Annotated in this window: 15 protein-coding genes; 2 read left to right on the top strand and 13 right to left on the bottom strand. The window is 64.6% G+C overall.

All coding sequences use genetic code 11. The features are described from left to right. Positions 1-4: 4 nt before the first annotated feature. The 4 genes from GTA51_RS14670 to GTA51_RS14655 form a co-directional block, all read right to left on the bottom strand. A complete protein-coding gene (locus GTA51_RS14670) occupies positions 5-1981 on the bottom strand; it encodes a polysaccharide deacetylase family protein (RefSeq protein ID WP_160962335.1) in 1977 nt (658 codons plus the stop codon). Positions 1982-2024: 43 nt separating this feature from the next. Continuing rightward, positions 2025-3695 (bottom strand): glycosyltransferase, encoded by a 1671-nt coding sequence (locus GTA51_RS14665; protein WP_160962333.1) that lies wholly within the window; start codon positions 3693-3695, stop codon positions 2025-2027. Between the two features lie 739 nt (positions 3696-4434). After that, positions 4435-4674, bottom strand: coding sequence for a hypothetical protein (locus GTA51_RS14660; protein ID WP_160962331.1), 240 nt, complete (start codon positions 4672-4674; stop codon positions 4435-4437). A gap of 153 nt (positions 4675-4827) precedes the next feature. After that, a complete protein-coding gene (locus GTA51_RS14655; RefSeq protein WP_160962329.1) occupies positions 4828-5490 on the bottom strand; it encodes a CBS and ACT domain-containing protein in 663 nt (220 codons plus the stop codon). Between the two features lie 156 nt (positions 5491-5646). On the opposite strand from GTA51_RS14655, the gene GTA51_RS14650 reads away from it, so the two are divergent. Beyond that, entirely contained in the window at positions 5647-6861 is a 1215-nt protein-coding gene (locus GTA51_RS14650; RefSeq protein WP_160962327.1) for a zinc-dependent alcohol dehydrogenase, read from the top strand. Positions 6862-7161: 300 nt separating this feature from the next. Here the strand turns inward: GTA51_RS14650 and GTA51_RS14645 are convergent, their stop codons facing one another. From GTA51_RS14645 to GTA51_RS14605, 9 genes are all read right to left on the bottom strand, one after another. Further along, positions 7162-8373: an MltA domain-containing protein gene (locus tag GTA51_RS14645; RefSeq protein WP_160962325.1), complete on the bottom strand. Its 1212-nt coding sequence runs from the start codon at positions 8371-8373 to the stop codon at positions 7162-7164. 81 nt (positions 8374-8454) lie between these two features. Further along, positions 8455-8829: a hypothetical protein gene (locus GTA51_RS14640; RefSeq protein WP_160962323.1), complete on the bottom strand. Its 375-nt coding sequence runs from the start codon at positions 8827-8829 to the stop codon at positions 8455-8457. Positions 8830-8888: 59 nt separating this feature from the next. Beyond that, positions 8889-9941 (bottom strand): protein-tyrosine phosphatase family protein, encoded by a 1053-nt coding sequence (locus tag GTA51_RS14635; RefSeq protein ID WP_160962321.1) that lies wholly within the window; start codon positions 9939-9941, stop codon positions 8889-8891. 14 nt (positions 9942-9955) lie between these two features. After that, positions 9956-12421, bottom strand: coding sequence for a PEP/pyruvate-binding domain-containing protein (locus GTA51_RS14630; RefSeq protein WP_160962319.1), 2466 nt, complete (start codon positions 12419-12421; stop codon positions 9956-9958). A gap of 11 nt (positions 12422-12432) precedes the next feature. After that, positions 12433-12807: a response regulator gene (locus GTA51_RS14625; protein ID WP_160962317.1), complete on the bottom strand. Its 375-nt coding sequence runs from the start codon at positions 12805-12807 to the stop codon at positions 12433-12435. A 5-nt stretch (positions 12808-12812) separates the two neighbouring features. Then, on the bottom strand, positions 12813-14864 hold the full coding sequence (locus tag GTA51_RS14620; protein ID WP_160962315.1) for a PAS domain-containing protein: 2052 nt from the start codon (positions 14862-14864) through the stop codon (positions 12813-12815). Next, the gene (locus GTA51_RS14615; protein WP_160962313.1) at positions 14861-15796 is read right to left on the bottom strand and encodes a phosphate/phosphite/phosphonate ABC transporter substrate-binding protein; all 936 of its coding nucleotides are present in this window, start codon (positions 15794-15796) and stop codon (positions 14861-14863) included. The genes GTA51_RS14620 and GTA51_RS14615 overlap by 4 nt, the downstream gene beginning before the upstream one ends. 30 nt (positions 15797-15826) lie before the next feature. After that, positions 15827-16375, bottom strand: a complete 549-nt coding sequence (locus GTA51_RS14610; RefSeq protein ID WP_160962311.1) for a hypothetical protein — start codon at positions 16373-16375, stop codon at positions 15827-15829. Between the two features lie 68 nt (positions 16376-16443). Further along, complete coding sequence (locus GTA51_RS14605; RefSeq protein WP_160962309.1) at positions 16444-17604, bottom strand: sulfite exporter TauE/SafE family protein; 1161 nt, start codon at positions 17602-17604, stop codon at positions 16444-16446. Positions 17605-18227: 623 nt separating this feature from the next. Here GTA51_RS14605 and GTA51_RS20995 point away from each other — a divergent pair. After that, a complete protein-coding gene (locus GTA51_RS20995; protein WP_246198153.1) occupies positions 18228-19007 on the top strand; it encodes a hypothetical protein in 780 nt (259 codons plus the stop codon). Positions 19008-19219: the final 212 nt, after the last annotated feature.

Here is a 19219-nt window from a genome sequence, read left to right as displayed (position 1 = left end):
GGCGCTACCTCTTCACGTCGTAGGAGATGGTTGGCGAGCCGGCCGAGGCGGCAGCCCGAAAGAGCATGTGGGACCGGTCGAAACGGTTCTCCAGGGGAATCATGGCGCTATCGTCGGCGGCCGGCGGCGTATCGAAGAGCAGCCAATCCGGTTTGAGGGCGAAGTCGGCCTCAAGGAGCCGGGCCTGCCCGGCCGCATCCACCCGCAGGGCCACGGAAAATCCTTTGGCGTGCAGGGCGGTTATGATGGTATCCAGACGGCCCAGGTCGTCCAGGCCGCCAAGCGGGAGGACGAAGCCGCGCAGGAGCTTGGAAAAGACCAGGGCACCGGGGGCTGATTGCACGAAGCTCGCCGTCTCTTCGATGGTGGCGGGATCGCTGCCGGCCAGATCCAGGTAGACGCTCACGCCGTTTGCGGCGGCGGTGATCAAGGCGGCGGCGTCGCGCAGCGGATCGCCCTTAAGGGTTTCGGCCGGCAAGACCACCGAGGTGAGGGTGCGCGCCTGGCCCAGGGGCACGTCGTTGATGCCCGGGGCGCTCACCCAGTGGGCCGGGAAGGTGGTCAGGCTCAGATCGGAAAAGACTGCCGGGTCGGAGGTGGCCCCTTCCTCGTCAAACGCGCCCAGGGCGAAGCTGCCCCGGCTGGTCTCGGCAAGCAGCGGAATGGGATAGGAGGTGACGTTTTTGCCGTCCACCGACAGCAGCAGCCGGTTGCCCTTGACGCAGATGTCGTACACCACGGGACCGGAACGCTCCTGGGGCAGCACGTACTGGAAGAGGGTATTGAGCGAAGTGCCGTTTTTCTCCTGGACCATCACCCGCTCGGCTGTGGTGCGGATGCGCACGAAGGAGGCGGCGTCGCGCCAGCGCAGATAGATGGCGCTGGCCCCGCCGACGGGCGGCGTGGTTTTCACCTGGCACAGGAAGTTGTCAAACCCCTCGGAACCGCGCAGCCGGGCAAAGCCGTCCTTGCCCAGCGGGCCGGCCAGGGTCAGGCGGTCGCCCGCAGCATCCAGCTCCCCCACGGGCACCTGCCACAAGCCCTGGCGCACGGACTGGGAAAAATCCATGAAGCGGGATTTGGGCTGGCGGGCCTCGATTTCCAACAGGAGACGGTCAGCGGTCCAGTTCGGGGAGACTTGCAGGCGGGTGAGGCGGCGCGGGTCGGCGTCGCGGGGATTGTAGGTCTCGCCCACCCGGGTAAAAGCCATGGGGAAGTTTTGGGCCAGGGCCGTCGCGTTAGGCGCGGCCTCGGCCTCGGGCAGGCTCACACCCAGGGTGTTGGCCGGCATGAACACATAGCCGAGCGGGGTCACACCCGCCATATCGACAATGGACTGCCGGGCCAGCCGGAAATCCTCGGTCACCCGGGCGATGTAGGCCGCCTGGGTCTCTTCGGTCCCGCCCGGGGCACCGCGCAGGCGTTCGGTCAGGTAGTAGGCGTAGCCGCCTGTGGGGGTCTGATTGATCAGCTTGGAGTGATAGCCCATGGAGGCCACGTCCCAGAAGGGATTGGAGGCGATTTTGTTGAGTTCCGAACGGCGCACGAAAAAACGGTTCCAGCCGTTGAGGCGGTCGCCGTAGAGGTAGAGGGCAGCGTTAAAGCCCACCCCGGTCAGCACGGGCTGGCTGAACAGCACGCTGTCCTTGCGCCCGCCCTCAAACATCAAATAGAGGGCCTTTTCCGGCAGGGGTTTGTTCTGCTCATAAAACGCGACGATATCGGCGGTGGTGACGGTCTGGTAGCCGGCCTGGCGCAGCCGCTGGAGCTGCTCGCGCAGAAGGTTCTTGGAGACCAGGGAGGTCACGTGGTCATCAATGGTGATGCCGCCGTAGCTTAGGGCCACAAAGCCGTCGCGCTGGGTCCAGGCGGCCCGGTCGTGGACCGGGGGCGTATCGCGTTTAAAGGCCGTCTGATAAATAAAGTAACCAACGACTGCCAGGATGGCGTATTGCAGCAGGTAGCGAAAGAATTTTCTCATGGCGTGCGTCCCGTGTCTGTGGGTTAATGCGATGTGCGGGGCATCAGCCCATGAAGTGGTCCTTGTCATGCTTTGACGGCCGCGTTCCCCAGTCAGACTTCCAGAAGGTCAACACAGCCCACACGATCTGCCACAGGAGCACGAAGAGATAGAAAAAACAGAATGGTATGCCGTACAGCCACAGATTGGAGCGTTTTATCAAGAGATACGAGGTGCACATGAGCATGCTCATAAGCAGAACACCGGCTAAATACATGGTCGGCCAGATACCGTAGGCCGCCGGCATAAAGACAAAGGCCCGCAGCACCACCACCGGGGCCATGACCGGCAAAATAAGGCCAAGATAGAAGGAAATGGCCATAAACGGTTCTTTAAACCACATAAACTTGCAGGCCCGCAGGCTCTCGCGCAGCCAGGACCGCTTCCAGCGCATCTGCTGGTTGAAAAACTTGCCATACGCGGAGGGCACGATGGTGCTGGCCACGGCGGTGTGCTGGTAGACGGCGTGGTGGCTGCCCAACACGAAGTTGGTGAGGCTGCGGTCGTCGCCAAAGGTGGCCGGGCGGCCCAGGAACTTCTGATTCACCCAGGGGTCGAGGTAGCGCATGAGCACGTCGCGGCGGTAGCAGGCCAGGGGGCCGGAGAGGCAGGTGACCACATCGAAGATGCTTTCGGCGGCCTTGAAGATGCGAAACCCGATGAAGTAGCGCACGGCCTGCATGCGGGTGAGGATGTTGGTCCACTTGTTTTCCACTTCGCACCGCCCGGCCGCACCGCCGATATGGGGATCGTGGAAGGGCTGGACAACCTGGAGGATGGCGTCGGGCTGGAGGAAACTGTCGGAATCGACAAAGATCACCAGCTCATTTTTGGCCAACCGTGCGCCGGCGGCCAGGGCGTGGCGTTTGCCTTGGTTTTGCGGGAACACATGGATGGTCAGCCGGTCCCCTACTTCGTCGTTGATTTTGGCCTTGGCCGCCTCGGCCGCGGCCACGGAATTGTCCGTGCTGCCGTCGTCAACGAGGATCACTTCGAGCAGTTCTTCGGGATAGTGCTGGTTTAAGCAGCCATAGATGGTCTTTTCGATCCATTCTTCTTCATTAAAGCAGGGAATGACGATGGAGACGCTTGGCGTATAGCCGGGAATAACCGGCCAGGGCCGGTACATGGCGGCAAACAGAAAGCGGGACAGCAGATAGAACACGGCGCACAGCCCGTACAGGAATACGGGCACGTCGAACCAGAAATAAAAGATGCTTTCTTTTTTAATGAACCACACTCCGACCAGGGTGATCAAAATGCCCAGCAGGGAGGCGGTTTCATAATAGCGCCAGCGTTTGCGGCGGAAATATTCGGATATGTTTTTTTCAAAGGCAAAGGCCGCCTGTCCCGAGACGGCGTCCACCCGCACCACCTGCGCCGGCAGCTTGACAAAGGACTCGTACCCTTCGGGCATGGTGCCGGGGTTTAAAAAAAACCGCAGCACCACCTTTTCGCCCACCTGCAGCGGTTTGTCCGGCACAAGCAGCAACCCGCCCTCGGAGATGTCAACGGTTTTGCCCGAGCAATAGCGGTACTTGCCGTTGGCGCTGTAGACGTCTGCAGGCCCCTGGGAGAAATAGCGTATTCCGCTGGTCCGACGGCTGCCATGCTTGGATGGTATGTCCGGGAGGAAACGGCGATCCGGCTTTGTCTGGGGAAAAACTTCCTGCATCGTCAAAACCTCCGGGGCTGTGCGGTGTCCTGCTGTCTGCTGCCGGGAAAGGACTCGCGGCAGTACATATTGGCAACATCTTTGTTTGACTCTTTTATATTCTGCGACAGCCGTGGGCGTCGGCCTTGAGGCTCTCTTCGGCCGGTTTGCGGCTCAGGTTCGGCGGGGCCGCTCGGGGCAGTGCTAAAAATCTGTGCCATATCAAACGCCTGTCCTGTTTCAAAAAGGCTGGCTGCTAAAAAGCGCCGTCCCCTGTTCCGTCCCCCACCGTGTCGCTACGCCGCTTATTCCCGACTTGATTGCTGATTTTGCAAAACAAGCGCCAAGACGCACGGCACAGACCGCTGCAAGCACCAAAGAGAACTTTTGCGGAGAGTTCCTTTTGTAAACAGTTTCTGTGCAACAGTATTTCATGCAGATACGGACACGCAGCACGGCAGGTGGACGCTGCGTCCAGACCGGACGGGCGGCGGACAGGCCCGGCCGTCCCCACAAACAGGGGAGGCACTGCCCCCGGCGAGGGAAGGCCCAGGGACAGCCAGCTGCGGGCACGGGAGGCGCGGCAAGAGGAAGGGGCCAGGGGGCCGTCAGCCAACCGCCGGGACGGGAGCTCTCGCTCCCGGCAAGGAAAGGCCAGGAACAGGCCGTCGTCGGGAGGCGCTAAACGGCGTTGGCGCAGGCGAGTGCCAAAAAAAACGCCGGCAAGAGCCGGCGGTTGGAGGCGAGGGGGGGCGGGAGCCTAGCCGACTTTGTGCCAGGCCAGCAGATTAAAGGCCGTGTAGCAATTGTCCGGGTCTTCGGCGTAGCGGCAGCCCAGGCTGTTGTCCTCGTCCTTGTTCTGGATCTCGGTCTTCGAGCCGACATAGAAGGTGCATTCGTTGTTGTTGCACACCAGAATCTCACCCCAGCCGGTCTCCGGGGGGCCGATCCAGGACTGGAGTTGGGCTTTGCAGTGCGGGCAGTAACGATCTTCAAGCATAATTGGTGCTCCTTGGTGGCATCCGGTCGGTGGCGCTTGGCCTGTCTCCACAATAGGCATGATCCTGCCGCCGTCAATCGGGCTGATGACGGCGGCAGGGACTCAAGGCCGGCGGCCAAAGCCGGCGCGCGGGGAAAGGACGGGTCGGCCGGGCTATATTTCGTCTTTGGCCCAGTAGAGCAGGTTGTGGTTGGCCTTTAAGCGGTCGACGACGTCTTTGGCCTTTTCGTCAGCCATGGGGCGCACGCGGATGTAGACGGTGCGGGTGTCGGGCTTGTCGTCGTCGTAGTTGGTCAGGATGCTTAAAATACGCACGTCGTGGGCCTTGAAATCGTCCAGAACCGTCTTGAGGCTGCCCGAGACATTGGGCAGTTCCAAGGCGAATTGCAGGCCGCCGCTGAGCACGCCGGTAATGCTGACCAGCACCTTGAAGATGTCGCTGTCGGTGATGACGCCGACCACGATGTTGTTCGTATCCACCACGGGCATGCCGCCAACGGTGTGGCGCAGCATGAGCACGGCGGCCTTTTCAACGGTCGCGTCAGGGCTGATGGACACGACCGTTTTGGTCATGATATCGCCCACTTTGATTTCCGAGAGCAGATAGTACAGCTCGTGCATGTCCAGCGTGGTGGCCTTGGAGGGCGAGGCCTCCTTGATATCGCGATCCGAAACGATGCCGACGAGTCGGCCATCGTCGTCGATGACGGGCAGGCGACGAAATCCGTTTTCCTTCATGAGCTTGGCGGCTTTCATGATGGAGGTGGACGGCTTGGCCGTGACCGGGGACTTGCTCATCCAATCCTTTATCAGCATGTGCGTCTCCTTGGCGGTCCCTTGAGGGCGGGCCGATTGTGGTATAAGGCCCCCGAACGTCACACGGCGCGGCAGCGTCGGGACGTGTGTCTGACCTATACGTGTTTCCGCCATTATTTCAAGTGATTCAAGCCTGCCAGAAAAGGAAAAAAATCGATGTTGGCCCTGCACTACCGCCGCAGCGTACCGCGTTATCTGGCCTCGATGCTGGCCTCCAAGCTGGCTCCGCGACGTTTTTTCCCGTCCGTGGCCCCGCTTGCCCTGGAAAACATCCCGTTTGATCCGCCCAAGGGCTGGCTGGCGCTGCGGCCCCGGCTGTGCGGCATCTGCGGCTCCGACCTGGGCTTGTTGCGCGGGCTGGAGTCGCCGCTTCTGGAACCCTATGCCAGCCTGCCCTTTATTCTGGGCCATGAAATGGTGGCCGAACTGGAGCAGGACGCGCCGCAACTCGGCTTGACCGCCGGGACGCGGGTGGTGGTCGAGCCGGGGCTGCCTTGCGAGACGCGCGGCCTGCCGCCCTGTCCCAGTTGCCAGGCCGGGCGGTACAACCGCTGCGAGCGGTTTCTGGACGGCGACCTGCCGCCTGGGTCATTTCTGGGCTTTACCCGCCGGGCCGGCGGGGGCATGGCCGAGCGCACGGCCGCCCATCCCTCGCGCCTTATCGCCGTGCCGGACGGCCTGTGCGATGAAGACGCGGTCCTGACCGATTCGTTGGCCTCGGCGCTGCAACCCGTGCTCGACCACTTTCCGGCCGACGGGGCCACCGTGCTCATCATCGGCGCGGGCATCGTCGGGCAGCAGGTGGTGCGCAGCCTGCGTGGCTGCGGCAGCCAATGCCGCATCCTGGTGGCCGCGCGCCATCCGGTCCAGGCGGTCCTGGCCAAAGCCGGCGGGGCCGACATGGTGCTGGCCACCCGCACACGCCAGGAACTGGCCGCAGGCATCGGCGCGCGCTTTTTGCCGACCAGCCTGGGCGGCGGCAACATCGAGGGCGGCGTGGACGTGGTTTTTGACTGCGTGGGATCGTCGCGCACCTTCGGCGACGGGCTGCTGGCCCTGGCCGCCGGCGGCACCTACGTCATGGTGGGGGCCGGCTCACGCCTGACCGACGTCGACATCTCCAGCCTGTGGTTTCGGGAACTGACCATTGCCGGCTCCTCTGGCTGCGCCACCGGCCCGGACCCGCGCCATCCCGGGCAGCGCGTGCGCACCTACGCCCTGGCCCTTGAACTGCTGGCCTCCGGCCGCATCCCGACCAAAGGACTGCTCACCCACACCTTCGCCCTCACCGACTGGAAGCAGGCCTTCCAGACCGCCTTCGACAAGCGCACCGCCAATAGCGTCAAAGTCGCTTTTGATATGCGTCGTTAGGAAAGAAGAAAAGGGTGCCTCCGGCGGCCGGGGGGGATAATCCCCCCCGGACCCCCTTGATAGGAGAAGTTTTATCAGGGGGTTATGGGTGCTGGCGCGATGGTGGGCCGGAGCAGGAGAGGCCCTCGTCGGTCGAATCGGGTCGCCGCAGCGTAGAAAGGCTGACTGTCCGGGCCGGTAACCGGCCAGCGTGCCAGCCAATGTCCAAAACCCCTTAAAAAACTTCTCCCGGTGGGGGGTCCGGGGGCCTCAGGCCCCCGGCCGCCGGAGGCACTCTTCTGTCTTCTCTTCTCTCCACCCTTACTTTGGCATCAGGATGTAGGCCTTGGCGGTGCCTTTCATGAGGCCGGCCTGGTGGGCGGCTTTTTCGCCCGGTCCGAGGTAGAGGTCGAAGTGGTTGTCGCGCATGCAGCCGGTGTCCTGGGCCATGATGAAACCGGTGAAGCGTTCGACGCCGGGGCCGGTGCCGGGCGGGTAGCCGGGCAGATCGCCGTCAAGGGCCATGAGCAGGCCGTAGGGCACAAAGCCCGGGTCCACGGCCACGCTGGCGTGGGGGGTGACCGGCACGCCCATGGCTCCGACCGGGGAGGTCTGGGAGGCCTTGAAAAAGATGTAGCTGGGATTTTTCGTCAGATAGTCGCGCACCTGGGTCGGGTTTTCTTCCAGGAAGCGGCGGATGCGCTGCATGCTCATCTCTTCTTCGGGAAAGCAGCCTTGATTTACCATGACCCGGCCCAGGCCCACGTAGCGGTGGGCGTTTTTGCCGTCAAAGAGGGCATAGACCGAGGAGCCGTCCTCGATGTAGCGCAGCTTGCCCGAGCCTTGGACGTGCAGGAAAAAGACGGCGATGGGGTCTTTGGCAAAGCCCAGTTCCAGGTTGCGGCCGGCCAGCGCTCCTTTGTAGTCGATGGCGTCGCGGCTGTGGTGTTTGCCGGTTGCGCCGGGATTGCGGTAGATGGGCCAGATGTATTGGCCTTGGCGGGTGCGCGAGACTTCGATGGTGGGTTCGTAGTAGCCGGTCAAGAGCGTTTCGGTAGCAAGCGGCGTCCAGGTGAAATACTTGCTTAAGACCGAGGGATCGCGGTCGAGTTCGGGCAGGATGCGGCGGAAAGTGATAAGCGCCTGATGCAGTTGGCCCCAGGTCAGGGTGGCACCGGGCTTGTCCACGGCGATGGCCTGGGCCGGTTTTCGGGCGGCAAAAGCGATGGAGCGGTCCACGGCCGGGGCCAGGGAGGCAAAGCTTGGGATTTGCTGGCTGGCCGGGGAGATGCGGCTGTTCCAGGGACCGGCGGGCGCGGGCGCAACGGGCTGGCGCACCTGATAGGGCGCGGTGCCCGTGGTCTGGCCCGGGGCCGGGGCGGTGGTTTGGACGGTCGCGCCGGTCGGGCCGTTGGCCCCCGGCGAGGCCGTGGCGTGGGGGGTGCCCTCCACGCCGGCGCATCCGGCGAGCAGCAGTTGGGTAGCCAGACACACGGCCAGGGCCAGGGAACGGCGTTTTGCGGGCAGCTTCATGCTGACGCTATAGCGCGGGGCGAACAGGAGGGGAAGGGGGGAGGCGACCGGTGTGCCTCCCCCGGGCGGGATTGTGCGCGGTCAGGGCAGCGGATTGACGCGGGCGTAGGTGAGGAGATCCTCGTAAATCTGCTGGCAGGTGGCCACCGGCACGTCCGGGGCATGGAGGACCGTGGGCCGGTCTTCGGTAAAAAGGGCGGCCCAGGGTTTGGTTTTGAGATCCTCCCAGGCACCGTAGCGGCCGTAGCTGATCACGCCCTGGACGGTTTGCAGGCGCAGATCGAAGGATTCGTAGCCCATGGGGTTTTCCAGCAGTTCCTGGGGGCGGCTGTCGTGGAACGGCCCGGCCTGGGCCGAAAAATAAAACCAGCCGCCGATCTGGATATCGCCGAACCAGCGGTCGCCGTCTTCCAACCGGTCCGATTCCATCAAAAGCGTCCTGAAATCTTCAGCCATGACGGCCTCCTTGCATGCATTGGATAAACAGGTTTTCTACCGCGCCCAAAGCCCTGCGGTCAACGCCGGGAATGGGCCAGCAGGTATTGAAACACCGCCGACACGTAGCGTCCCGAGGCCACGTCGGGCAGGGCGAAAAGGGGCAGGGCCGTCTCGCCCATGGTCCCGGCCAGGGCGAAAAAGATCTGGCGCGACAGGTCGGTCAGGGCCGGCTCCAGGGTCTTTTCCCACAAGGCGGCGGTGGCTTCGCCGGGCGTGCCGTAGAGGATGCAGGCCACCGGGCGGTTGTCAAACACCAGACAGGCCCCGTCGGCGGCCAGGGGGCACAATCGCGACCAGGCGGTCACGCACAGTTCGTGGGAGTCGCCGTAGCGCCGGGTCAGGTCGTCCATCTCCCGGGCGGCCTCGGCCGAGCGTTCGATGACCGCCTGGCGCACCTCGCTTGGCAGGGTCACGTCGATGGTTCTGGCCAGGGCCACGGCCTCAATAAGCGACAGCCACAGCGGCCGGCGGCAGCAGGCGTCGGTGTCGCGGCCGCACTGGGGTACGCTGCCGGCCGCTTCCCGGGCCAGGTCGATCAGACCGGCATAGTCGGTGAGAAACGGGGCCAGATTGACGGGCCGGCCGGATTCCAGCCGGGGTTCGCGCACGGTGAGCTTGCCGGCCGTTTTGCCGTAGCGGCGAATGGTGCGCCACTGGTCGAAATTGGCCGGCTTGGCCCGCAGCGGCCGCAGCACCCGGGCGGCACCCTTGTGCCCCAGGCCCCGGCGCAGCAGATAGGCGTTTAAGACCGTGCCGGTGCGGCCGATGCCGTGGCGGCAGTGGATGAGCACTTTTTTGCCGAGATAGACGGCCTCGTCGAGCCAGGCCAGGGCGGCTTCCAGGGCGGCCATGTCCGGCGCGGCCTCGTCGGCGATGGGCAGATAATGGACCTCGAACCCGGCGGCGGCCTCGATCTCGTGGAGGTCGCAGAATTCGCCGCACAGGTTGAGGATGGCCGTTATGCCCTGGTCTTTGAGCGAGTCGAGCTGGGTCTGGGACATGGGCGCGCCGCCCACGGCCAGATGGTCGGCGACCCAGGTCAGGGTATAGGCATGATTGGCGGCGGCCATGGAACTCCCGGGCCCTAGCGGTCGGTGCGTTGGAGAAAGGCCTCGACCCAGGCATCGGCCTCGGTCTCGGAGGGCAGGCGGATGTCGAGCATGCGCGTGGCAGCCAGCAGACAGCCGAGCATGGCCAGCCGTTTCTGGGCCACCTGTTCCGGGATGCGGGTCAGGGAGGCGTCGAGGAGGTCGCCGGAGACGCGCACGGAAAAGCCGAAATGGGCTAGCACCCGGCGCACGCAGGCGAGGCGCAGTGTGCGCGGACCAAAGGCCGCGCCGCCGCCCTTGAACCGGAAATTGACGTAGTTCTGGTTTTCGTCAAGGCCGCACAGGGCGTCCACCACCGTGAAATGATAGCCGAAGCGCAGCATGACATGGGCATAGGTGTCAGAGATGACGGCATAGCTGGCCAGATGCTTGGAGTCGGCCAGGAAAATGCCGCCGCTGGTGCGGTCAAGGCCTTCGTCGTCGGTGATGGGCGGTCCCGGCGGCCAGGGGGCGTCGTCGGCAGCCAGACCCGACCACAAGGCCCACATGGGGGCGCATTTGATCTGGTCGGGCCGCAGTTCCTTGTCGGTGGCTGCGGTTTCAAACACGCCGCCGCCGAGGTCCAGGACGTACATGGTCAGCGGCAGATGGCTGCGCAGGCGTCTGGCCGAGGTCAGCCCCCGGCCGGACTCCCCGACCAGGGAAAACATTTCGGTAACGGCCTTTTCGTGGGCAAAGCGGACCACGTCGTGCAGCGACCGGATCTTGTCCGGGGCGAAATCCGGCGAGGACGGATCGGTGAGGGTGAGGCTGGCCACGAGCGGGGTCAACTGGGCCAGACGCGCGGCCACCGGTGAACCTTCGGCCGCCCGGGGCGCGCTCGGCCGGGCCAGCAAGGCGGCGATGCGGCCGGGATAGACGGCGGTTGCGTCGGCGTCCACGGTCACTTCCGTGTTTTCGGTGAGTGCCGCAAAGGCGTCGGTGACCCCTGTCAGCACCGGCAGGCCGAACTCCCGGGCCACCGAAGCGAAATGGCCGGCCCGGCTGCCCGAGACAGCAATGACGGCGGCGAGTCGGTCCACGGCCCGGACCAGGGCGGTGGGCAGGGTCGGGGTGACGAGTACGGTGCCCGGGACGATGCTTTCGACGTCAAAAACGGTTTCGGCAAAGCGCACAATACCACAGGCTGCGCCGCCCGAGGCGCGCATGCCGCCGGTGAGCAGCGGGATGAGTCCTTGGGGGACTCTGGGCGCAGGCGCGGCGGGCAGGGTCGGGATGCCTTCCACGGCCATGGGGCGGGATTGGAGGATGACCGGCGCATCGTCGGGTCCAACGGCCCATTCCACGTCCTGGGGTGCGCCAAAGGTCCGTTCCAGGCGCAGCCCCATGGCGGCCAGCCGGCCGGCGGCGGCCTCGGACAGCGTCGGGGCGTCCAGGGTCTGGCGGTCGAGGAGAAAATGGGGCGGATCGTGGGACAGGACGAGCCGTTCGGGGCTGGCCGAGCCTTCGACCAGATCGGCACCCAGGCCCGGAACGGCGTAGATGGTCATGGGGGCGCTCGGGTCGGCGCTGTCGCGGGTGTAGAGCACCCCGGAAGCAGTCGCCGGGACCATGGGCAGAAAAAGCGCGGCCATGGGCGTTTCGTCGTCGCCGTAGCCGGTGAGCACCCGGTAGGTGATGGCCTTGGCCGAATATTTGCTGGCCACCACCTGGCGGTAGGCCGCAACGGCTTCGGCCGGGTCGACGTCGAGCAGGCTTTGGTACTGGCCGGCAAAGGAGGCCCGGCCGTCTTCGGCCACGGCGGAACTGCGCACCGCCAGCAGGCACCCGGAGCCGTCGGGGTTGCGGCCGAGGTTTGCGGCGGCGGCGGCGAGGGGACCGGCCACTTCCTCGGGTATGGGGGCCGCCAGGATGCGGCGGCGCAGTTCGGCGGCGATGTCGGCCACTTCGTCGGGCCGGGACAGGTCAACCCGGCGCAACAGCCGGTCAATGGCCGGGCGCAGTTCGCAGGCTTCGAGAAAATAGCGGAAAGCGCCGGTGGTGGCCACAAAGCCGTCCGGGGTGGCAACCCGGGCCTGGGCGGCGGCCCGGGCCAGATTGGCGGCCTTGCCCCCGGCCCGGTCCACGTCCCCGGCCACGTCGGCCAGGGGCACGACAAAGGGCGGCGACATGTCGCCGGCCGGGAGATCCAGGGCCATCTGGACGTAGAAATCCACTTTGCGGGCGTATTCCGGCAGATCGAGGTGGCGCGACGGCGACAGGCGGGTCAGACGCTCCACCAGTTCGCTGACCGAGGCGCGCAGCCGCCGGGTCAGATGGACCACCCGGGTCCAGTCCACGGCTGCGCCGCCGTAGTGGATGTCCTCAATGGCGGCAATGAGTTCCAGACAGGCGTCGTCGTAGCGTAAAAGCTCCCGGAAGGCGTTGTACTTCTCGCGCAACAGCACGCCCGGGGCAAAGACCTGATAGGTCCAGCGGCGAAAGAGTTCCTTGGAAAACACGTCTGCTCCGCTCAACCGTTTTGGGGCGGCAGGGCCAAGGCCTCTTCGACCTTGCGTTCGAGTTCGTCCTTGTCGATGGGCTTCACACAGTATTCGCAAGCCCCCAGCCGCACCGATTCCCGGGCCGTTTCCAGGGTGGGATAGCCGGTGAGCATAATCACGCGGGTTTCGGGGGCGCGTTTTTTAATTTCTTCAAGGACTTCCACACCGCTCAGTTTCTTAAGCTTCATATCGAGGATGGCCAGGGCCGGGCGCTTTTTGGCCACATGGGCCAATGCTTCCTCTTCCTCGGTAAACACGCTGACGCTGTGTCCCTTGCGCTCCAGGATGCGTTTGATAACGACGCCGGCGTCGATGACGTCGTCGAGTACGATGATGTCGGCCATGGGCGTTATGCCTCCCTCAGATCGGCGAGCTGCGGCCCGCCGAGGGTTTCTTCGTGATCCAGCGGCAGATCGATAATAAAGACCGTACCGGGCGCGTTGTCGCCGTTGGTTACCAGGGCGTCAAAAAAGCCTTCCGGAGCGGGCGTTTCCACCCGGATGACCCCGCCGTGGTCTTTGATGATGCCAAACGACACGGAAAGCCCCAGGCCCGTTCCCTGGCCCACGGGCTTGGTGGTGAAAAAGGGATCGAAGATGCGGCTCTGGTTTTCGGAGCTGATGCCGGGGCCGGTGTCGGCAAACCAGGCCGTCACTTTTTGCTGATCGACAAACAGGCGGGAGCGCACCAGCAGGGTGCCTCCCCGGCTGCCCAGGGCGTCGCTGGCGTTGGAGAGCAGATTGATCCAGACCTGTTTGAGTTTTTCCGGGTCGCCGTAAATGATGGGCATGCGTTCGTCGAGATCGGCGGCGATGACGATTCGCTCCAGGGAAAGGGCGTGGCGCACGAGGCTGATGGCTTCCATAAGCGAATTATTAAAGCACATTTCGATTTTAGCACTTTCGGCCTGCCGCGAAAAACCGAGCAAGTCGGCCACGATCTTGCGGCAGACCTTGGCCTGTTTCTCAATCGTTTGCAAATCGGTGAGGATCTGGCTGCCGGCCGGCACGTCCTCCTGGAGGAGCTGGGCATAGCCGAGGATGACGCCAAGGGGGGTGTTTATTTCGTGGGCCACGCCGCCGGCCAGTTTGCCGATGGACTCCATCTTCTGGGACTGGATCAACTGCTCCTGGAATTGCTTGAGCTGGGTGACATCGCGAGCGGTGCGCAACAGGCCGATGACCCGGCCGGCGCGGTCGGTGACCGGCACGCGCACGATATGCAGCCACTGGGGCGCGCCCGGGCGGCGCAGGCGCACTTCGCGGTGGCTGGGCCGGCCGGCGGCCAGCACCTGCCTGTTTTGCGCGTGCATGTCCGGGCCTTCGTCGTCGGGAAAGACCTCGCGGTCGGTGGTCCCGACAATGGCCTCGGAAGATTGGCCGAGAAAGGCGGCAAAGGCCCGGTTGACGGCCAGATAGCGGGAATTCTCGTCCAGCAGGCAGACCAAATCCGGGGTGGCGTCGAGGATGGTGCGCAGGAGCCGCTCCTGGCGCGTGAGCACCTGCTCGGTGCGGCGCAGTTCGTCGAGATGGGTTTTGAGCGACACGGCCATGACATCGAACGTCTCGGCCAGATCCTGAATCTCATCGCCTTTTTGTTCGCGGTAGACCGGGCAGTCCCGGCAGGACTCCGGTCCGTCGCCGCGCTGGTCCGGCGAGGCCGTCAGCCAGCAGCGCCGGTTTTTGTCGCCGTAGGCCGGACACAGTTTTTTGTCGCAGTCCAGGATGGCCGAACAGGGGCGCAGGGCAGGGGGGCCGGCCCGGGGATCGAGGTTGCCCTTGACCACTTCTTCGGCGTGGAGCTTGAGGCGATTGATGCGTTCGGTGACGCGCCGGGCAAAGAGTGTGGACGGGGCCAGGGCGACCACCATGGCGGCGGCGGAATAAAAGACGATCATAAGCGCCAGCCGGTCGGCGGCGGCCTCGGCCTTGGTGCGCGACAGGCCGATGCGGGCCGTGCCAAAGGGCGTGCCGACGATGACCACGGGCGCGGCAAAATCGTCGATGAATTCCCGGCCGGTGTCCAGGAGGCGGATGTTGGGTTTGCCGTCGCGGGGGGCGTTGACGTCGGTCAGGGCCACCGGAAAGCCGCCGGTGAAGGAATGGACGAGCACGCTGCCCTGGCGGTCGAGGATAAAGGCGTAGCTGATGTCATCGACCTTATCGAGTTCATCGACCATGTTTTTTAAGCGCAGCAGATCCATGGACAGCAAGGGGTCAGAGATCCGCATGGCCAGGTTTTCCGACAGGACAAGCCCGCGTTTCCGGGTTTCCTCCTGCAGCGATACGGCGGCGGCCCGCCAGGTGAGATAGGCCAGGGGAATGGCGATGAGTCCGACGATAAGGACGATGCCGCAGTTGATTTTGGTGCGAAAGCTTAAGGCCGACAGTTGGGGCATCATTCGTCGCCCCCGACGGTGGTATCGAGGCCGAGTTTGTCGGCCAGCCGGCGCACCGAGGCATAGTCGGCGTCAACGGCCGGGATAATGCCGCGCATGCCGGCGGTGGTCAGGATGACGGCGTCATCGGGGCGCTCGAAGTTGAGGCTGAAAAAGGCCTGGGCAATCCTGGCGGTGGTTTCGGGCGGGAATCCCTGGCGGGCGCAATAGACCCAGCCGGGATAGGCCTTGCTTTCGGCCAGGACGCGGATCTGGCCCAAGTCTATCCGGTCGCGCAGGATGTCCAGGGCGCCGTCGCGCACCGAGCCGACGTCGCAGATGCCGGCAAACACGGCCAGCACGACCTTTTCCTGCTTGCCGCCCGGTCCCGGGGCAAAGGTGATTTCGGCGAAATCGGAGCGGCGGATGCCGTTGTCGTAAAATTCGCCCAGGGCGTAGATGTAGCCGCCGGCCGAGGACTGGTCCACGGCCATCCAGCGTTTGCCCCGGCAATCGGCCAGGGAGGCAAGGGCCGTGTTGTCGCGGCGGCAGATGATCTGGCTTTTGAAATCCGGCTTGCCCGACGGCTCGATGATGCGGGCAAAAGCCCTGGCACCGCTTGCGGCCATGCGGATGTAGGCGAAGGGATTGGAAAAGGAGATGTCGATTTCGCCGCGCTCCACCATGCGCACGTGCTCCTCGAAGGTGTCGGGAAAGACCTGTCGCAGGGTCAGGCCCGTGGCCCGGGAGAGGTAGTCGAGGAGCAGCCGGTGGCGTTCGTAGGAGACGGTGTGGGCGTATTGGGGCAGATAGGCGTAGGAGACGGCCTTGGGCTGTTGGCGCATGGTCGGCTCCTGGCGCTTGGACAGGTCCACGCGCACGGCGTCCTCGTCGCGGCCGCAGCCGGCGAAAAAGGGCAGCAACAGGCCCGTCAGCAGAAACTCTCTGCGCCGCATCAATACACCCCCTGTGGCGGGGAGTTTACGTCACTTCGGGCCGGGAGGAAAGTGGATCGCGTCAGAACTTGCCGTGGCGGCGCGTCTGGCCCGCCAGGCCCGCCCGAGCCGGGAGACGCCCCACAGGGCGGCAATGTAGAGCGGCAGGAAAAAGACGGCCGGGCCGGCGGATTCGCCGACCAGGGGCAGCGGCACGCCGGCAAACCGCCAGCCGGCCCAGGCCAGGACGAGCAGGGCCGGCCAGATGAGCGCCGCCGCCCGCCCCGCAGCCAGGGCCATGGAATTGCCGTAAGCCTCCTGGGCCAGATGGTTGGCGGCCAGGTAGACAGCGCGGTCCTTGGCGGCCAGGGCGGAAAAGGACAGGTCCTGGTGGCGTTTGATTTCGGCGTCCTGGCGTTCGCGTTTGGCCCGATGGACCCGGGCCACGCCGGCGGCGCAGGCCCGGCCAAGGACGGCGCTGGTAACGGCCAGCACGGCCAGCCCGCAGAAAAAACCGGCCTGGGCATTGGCAAACCAGCGGAAGGGGGCCACCAGGATGGCGTCGATGACCAGAAAGGCGCTTAAAAAAAAGTCGTTCATAACCAAAAAAGCTCCCCGCCCCAGGTAACCGGGACGGGGAGCCGTGTCCAGACGGACGGTGATTCGATCTACACGCCGGGGATCTTGAAGTTGAAAAAGCCGGCCAGCAGATAACCGATGCCGACGTAGGCGGAGAGCACGATAAACAGGCGCTTGAGCCACACATCGGAGAAGTACTTCGAGGTCATGGGGCCGACGAAGGAACCGACGGCGATGCCGAGCATCTCCAGGCCGATGAAGTGCCATTCGATGGGCGTGCCCTTGGAGAGCAGGGTGATGATGCTGGTGACCATGCTGACCAAAACGGCCAGGGCCGAGGTGCCGGCGGCCAGATACATGGGCAACTGGGTGACGCTGGTTAAAAAGGGCACCAGCAGGAAGCCGCCGCCGACGCCGAGAAAGGCGGCCACGGCCGAGATGACGATGCCGCCCAAAAAGGGAACCAGGGGGTTGAAGCGAAACGGCACGCCATAGAAGGTGAAGGCGCAGGTGGACAGGGTGAACTGGGTGATGTGCAGGCCGACATTGGCGGCGTCCAGGGACTCGCCGGCAGCCTGCTTCTTGGCCGCGGCCTCAAAGGCCTGGGCGGCCTTTTTGGCGGTCTGCTTCTTGGCCTGTCCGGCCGGGGTGGTCTCGTAGAGGAGCCAGGCGCCGAGGAGCAGGACGAAGAGGCCGAAATAGCCCTGGTAGGACTTGAAATCGAGCTTGCCGGCCGAGAGTTCCTGGGCCAGCCAGGCACCGATCAGCGAGCCCAGGCCCAGGGTGATGGCCAGGGGCAGCACGAGGCGCTTCATTTTCAAGTAGTTAAACGAACTGATGGCGGCAGACAGACCGACCAGGAACTGGTTGGAGGCCTTGATGGAGTCGGTGACGATCTTGCCCAGGTCCGGGGCGGTCTTTTTAAAGCTGCCGGCATAGTTGCCGAAGCCAAAGACGCTCATGTGGCCGACGCCGGCCATGACGCCGCCAAACGCGCCCACGGTGGAAAAGATCCAGCCGACCCACACGGCCCAGCAAAAGGCCAGGATGGGGTTGACCACCGGGGAGCCCGGGATGCCGAGAAAGCCCTTGGGGGCGTTGGGATCGGCCGGAATCTGGCCCGGCTCGGCACCGACCGGGGCCTTGGCAATGGCGTCGGAAAGTTTGTCGGCAAAGGCGGGTTCGAACCACAAAGCGATGGCCACAATGGCCAAAAGCCCGACGGGCAGGGTCCATTTCCAGTTCTTCATTGGCGGCCTCCTTGACGTTGGCGGCGATACTGCGTTGCCTGATTCGTTCGCATGGACGGAGAAATCTTTGTCGCATGCGGCCTTGCTGCCACTGGCGGGGAGACGCTATGCCTGCCGCCGCACACCGGCCGAACCTGGAAACGAACGTTGTCGCGTCGGGATGCAGGGCCGGGGGGTCTGCAGCATCGTCGCCACGCACGCATCATTTCAGGTTGCAGCCAAAGCTTTTGTGGGCCGTTGCGCCACCGCAAAGCTTTTCTTGCAGCATAGAACATCGGGACTGCGTTTTGTCAAGAAAGTGTTGCTATCATGCTGTTTTTCACAATGCTGCGCCAATTCGGGCGGCAAGGCGGGCAAAAGCGGGCGGGATATTGTGACATTTTTCACAAAGTCAGGACCTAAAAAAGGGCAGCGCCGTCGACGGCCCGCCCCGGATTCGGGACTGTTCGCCCCAAGGCCGCATCCTGCCCCAGGTCGCCGCCGAAGGCAAGCTCCGCCAGCAGCCTCACTGTCATGCGCCGGCCGTCTGCTTTCCCTTTGACCGGCCCACCGCCTTGGGGCTATAGGCCAAAGACCCCGCCGGCTGCGCCGGGGCATGTCGTCGCCCTCGGAGGCTTTCGTCCATGCTGCCTTTTTTCCGACCACGAAATGAGAAGGATATCGGGGATACGCTCGTCGGCAAGCGCCGGAAATACCGTCTGGCCCGAAACGGTTCGGCCGTGGCCCTGACCGGGACGCTGCTGGCCTATTACCGCCGCGATGTGCAGCCCGACGGGCTTATGCCGCCAGCCGGCGGCCGGGTGGAGCTGTTTGCCGTCATCCGCACCCAGGCCGGCCGCTTTTTCTGCTATTACATCGTCACCTACCCCGAGACCGAAGATATCGCCGGCCGCCAGGAATACGCCCATGTCTGCCCGGATTTCGACGCTGTGGGCGAGTTCCTCGGGGCCATGGCCTATCCCAACCGGGCCAAATTCGCCGAGGCCGTGCTGGCCGCCGCCGCAAAGACTCTGGATGCCCTTGAGCCGGCCCGCCGCAAGGCGGCCCCGGCCGTTGCCGTGCCGGGCACCCCGGCCGATCTGCCGCCCGGCGCACCAGCCGACGTTCCGCCCGATGCACCGGCTGATGCTCCGCCTGCTGCACCGGCCGACACGCCGCCGGATGCACCGGCCGATGTCCCGGCAGGCGTCCCACCGCATGCACCGGCAGGCGTACCGGCCGACGTGCCGCCTGATGCACCGGCCGACGTCCCACTTGACGCGCCAGCCGACGTCCCGCCCGACGCGCCCGCCGACACGCCGCCTGACGCACCAGCCGACGTGCCACCGCCATCCGATGTGCCGGTCGGGGCCTTTCTTCCCACGAAGGAGACGGACAGAAAACCGCCCCGGATAACGGCCTAGGCAACACATATATCGCGTGGAATTTGAGAGGACTGTCGCGCCTTTTGACCACCAAGGCTTCTTCATTTTCTGTGTTCTTCTCGCGCGCGTCCCCATCCACCGTCGCAGCAACGCCGTTCCCTTGTAACCCCCTCAATAACTTTTCCCGTTGGGGGGTCCGGGGGGATCATCCCCCCGGCCGCCGGAGGCATCTTCTGCCTTCTCCTCTCTTC

This window comes from Solidesulfovibrio aerotolerans, assembly GCF_009856865.1.
Taxonomy (GTDB): Bacteria; Desulfobacterota; Desulfovibrionia; order Desulfovibrionales; family Desulfovibrionaceae; genus Solidesulfovibrio; species Solidesulfovibrio aerotolerans.
The sequence above is the reverse complement of the archived record's forward strand: the minus strand, read 5'-3'. Positions and strand labels throughout refer to the sequence as shown.

What these genes read in the sequence shown, in the direction of transcription:
- GTA51_RS14670 (WP_160962335.1), bottom strand. Translation starts at nt 1,981, where the DNA reads ATGAGAAAATTCTTTCGCTACCTGCTGCAATACGCCATCCTGGCAGTC.
- GTA51_RS14665 (WP_160962333.1), bottom strand. Translation starts at nt 3,695, where the DNA reads ATGCAGGAAGTTTTTCCCCAGACAAAGCCGGATCGCCGTTTCCTCCCG.
- GTA51_RS14660 (WP_160962331.1), bottom strand. Translation starts at nt 4,674, where the DNA reads ATGCTTGAAGATCGTTACTGCCCGCACTGCAAAGCCCAACTCCAGTCC.
- GTA51_RS14655 (WP_160962329.1), bottom strand. Translation starts at nt 5,490, where the DNA reads ATGCTGATAAAGGATTGGATGAGCAAGTCCCCGGTCACGGCCAAGCCG.
- GTA51_RS14650 (WP_160962327.1), top strand. Translation starts at nt 5,647, where the DNA reads ATGTTGGCCCTGCACTACCGCCGCAGCGTACCGCGTTATCTGGCCTCG.
- GTA51_RS14645 (WP_160962325.1), bottom strand. Translation starts at nt 8,373, where the DNA reads ATGAAGCTGCCCGCAAAACGCCGTTCCCTGGCCCTGGCCGTGTGTCTG.
- GTA51_RS14640 (WP_160962323.1), bottom strand. Translation starts at nt 8,829, where the DNA reads ATGGCTGAAGATTTCAGGACGCTTTTGATGGAATCGGACCGGTTGGAA.
- GTA51_RS14635 (WP_160962321.1), bottom strand. Translation starts at nt 9,941, where the DNA reads ATGGCCGCCGCCAATCATGCCTATACCCTGACCTGGGTCGCCGACCAT.
- GTA51_RS14625 (WP_160962317.1), bottom strand. Translation starts at nt 12,807, where the DNA reads ATGGCCGACATCATCGTACTCGACGACGTCATCGACGCCGGCGTCGTT.
- GTA51_RS14620 (WP_160962315.1), bottom strand. Translation starts at nt 14,864, where the DNA reads ATGATGCCCCAACTGTCGGCCTTAAGCTTTCGCACCAAAATCAACTGC.
- GTA51_RS14615 (WP_160962313.1), bottom strand. Translation starts at nt 15,796, where the DNA reads ATGCGGCGCAGAGAGTTTCTGCTGACGGGCCTGTTGCTGCCCTTTTTC.
- GTA51_RS14610 (WP_160962311.1), bottom strand. Translation starts at nt 16,375, where the DNA reads ATGAACGACTTTTTTTTAAGCGCCTTTCTGGTCATCGACGCCATCCTG.
- GTA51_RS14605 (WP_160962309.1), bottom strand. Translation starts at nt 17,604, where the DNA reads ATGAAGAACTGGAAATGGACCCTGCCCGTCGGGCTTTTGGCCATTGTG.
- GTA51_RS20995 (WP_246198153.1), top strand. Translation starts at nt 18,228, where the DNA reads ATGCTGCCTTTTTTCCGACCACGAAATGAGAAGGATATCGGGGATACG.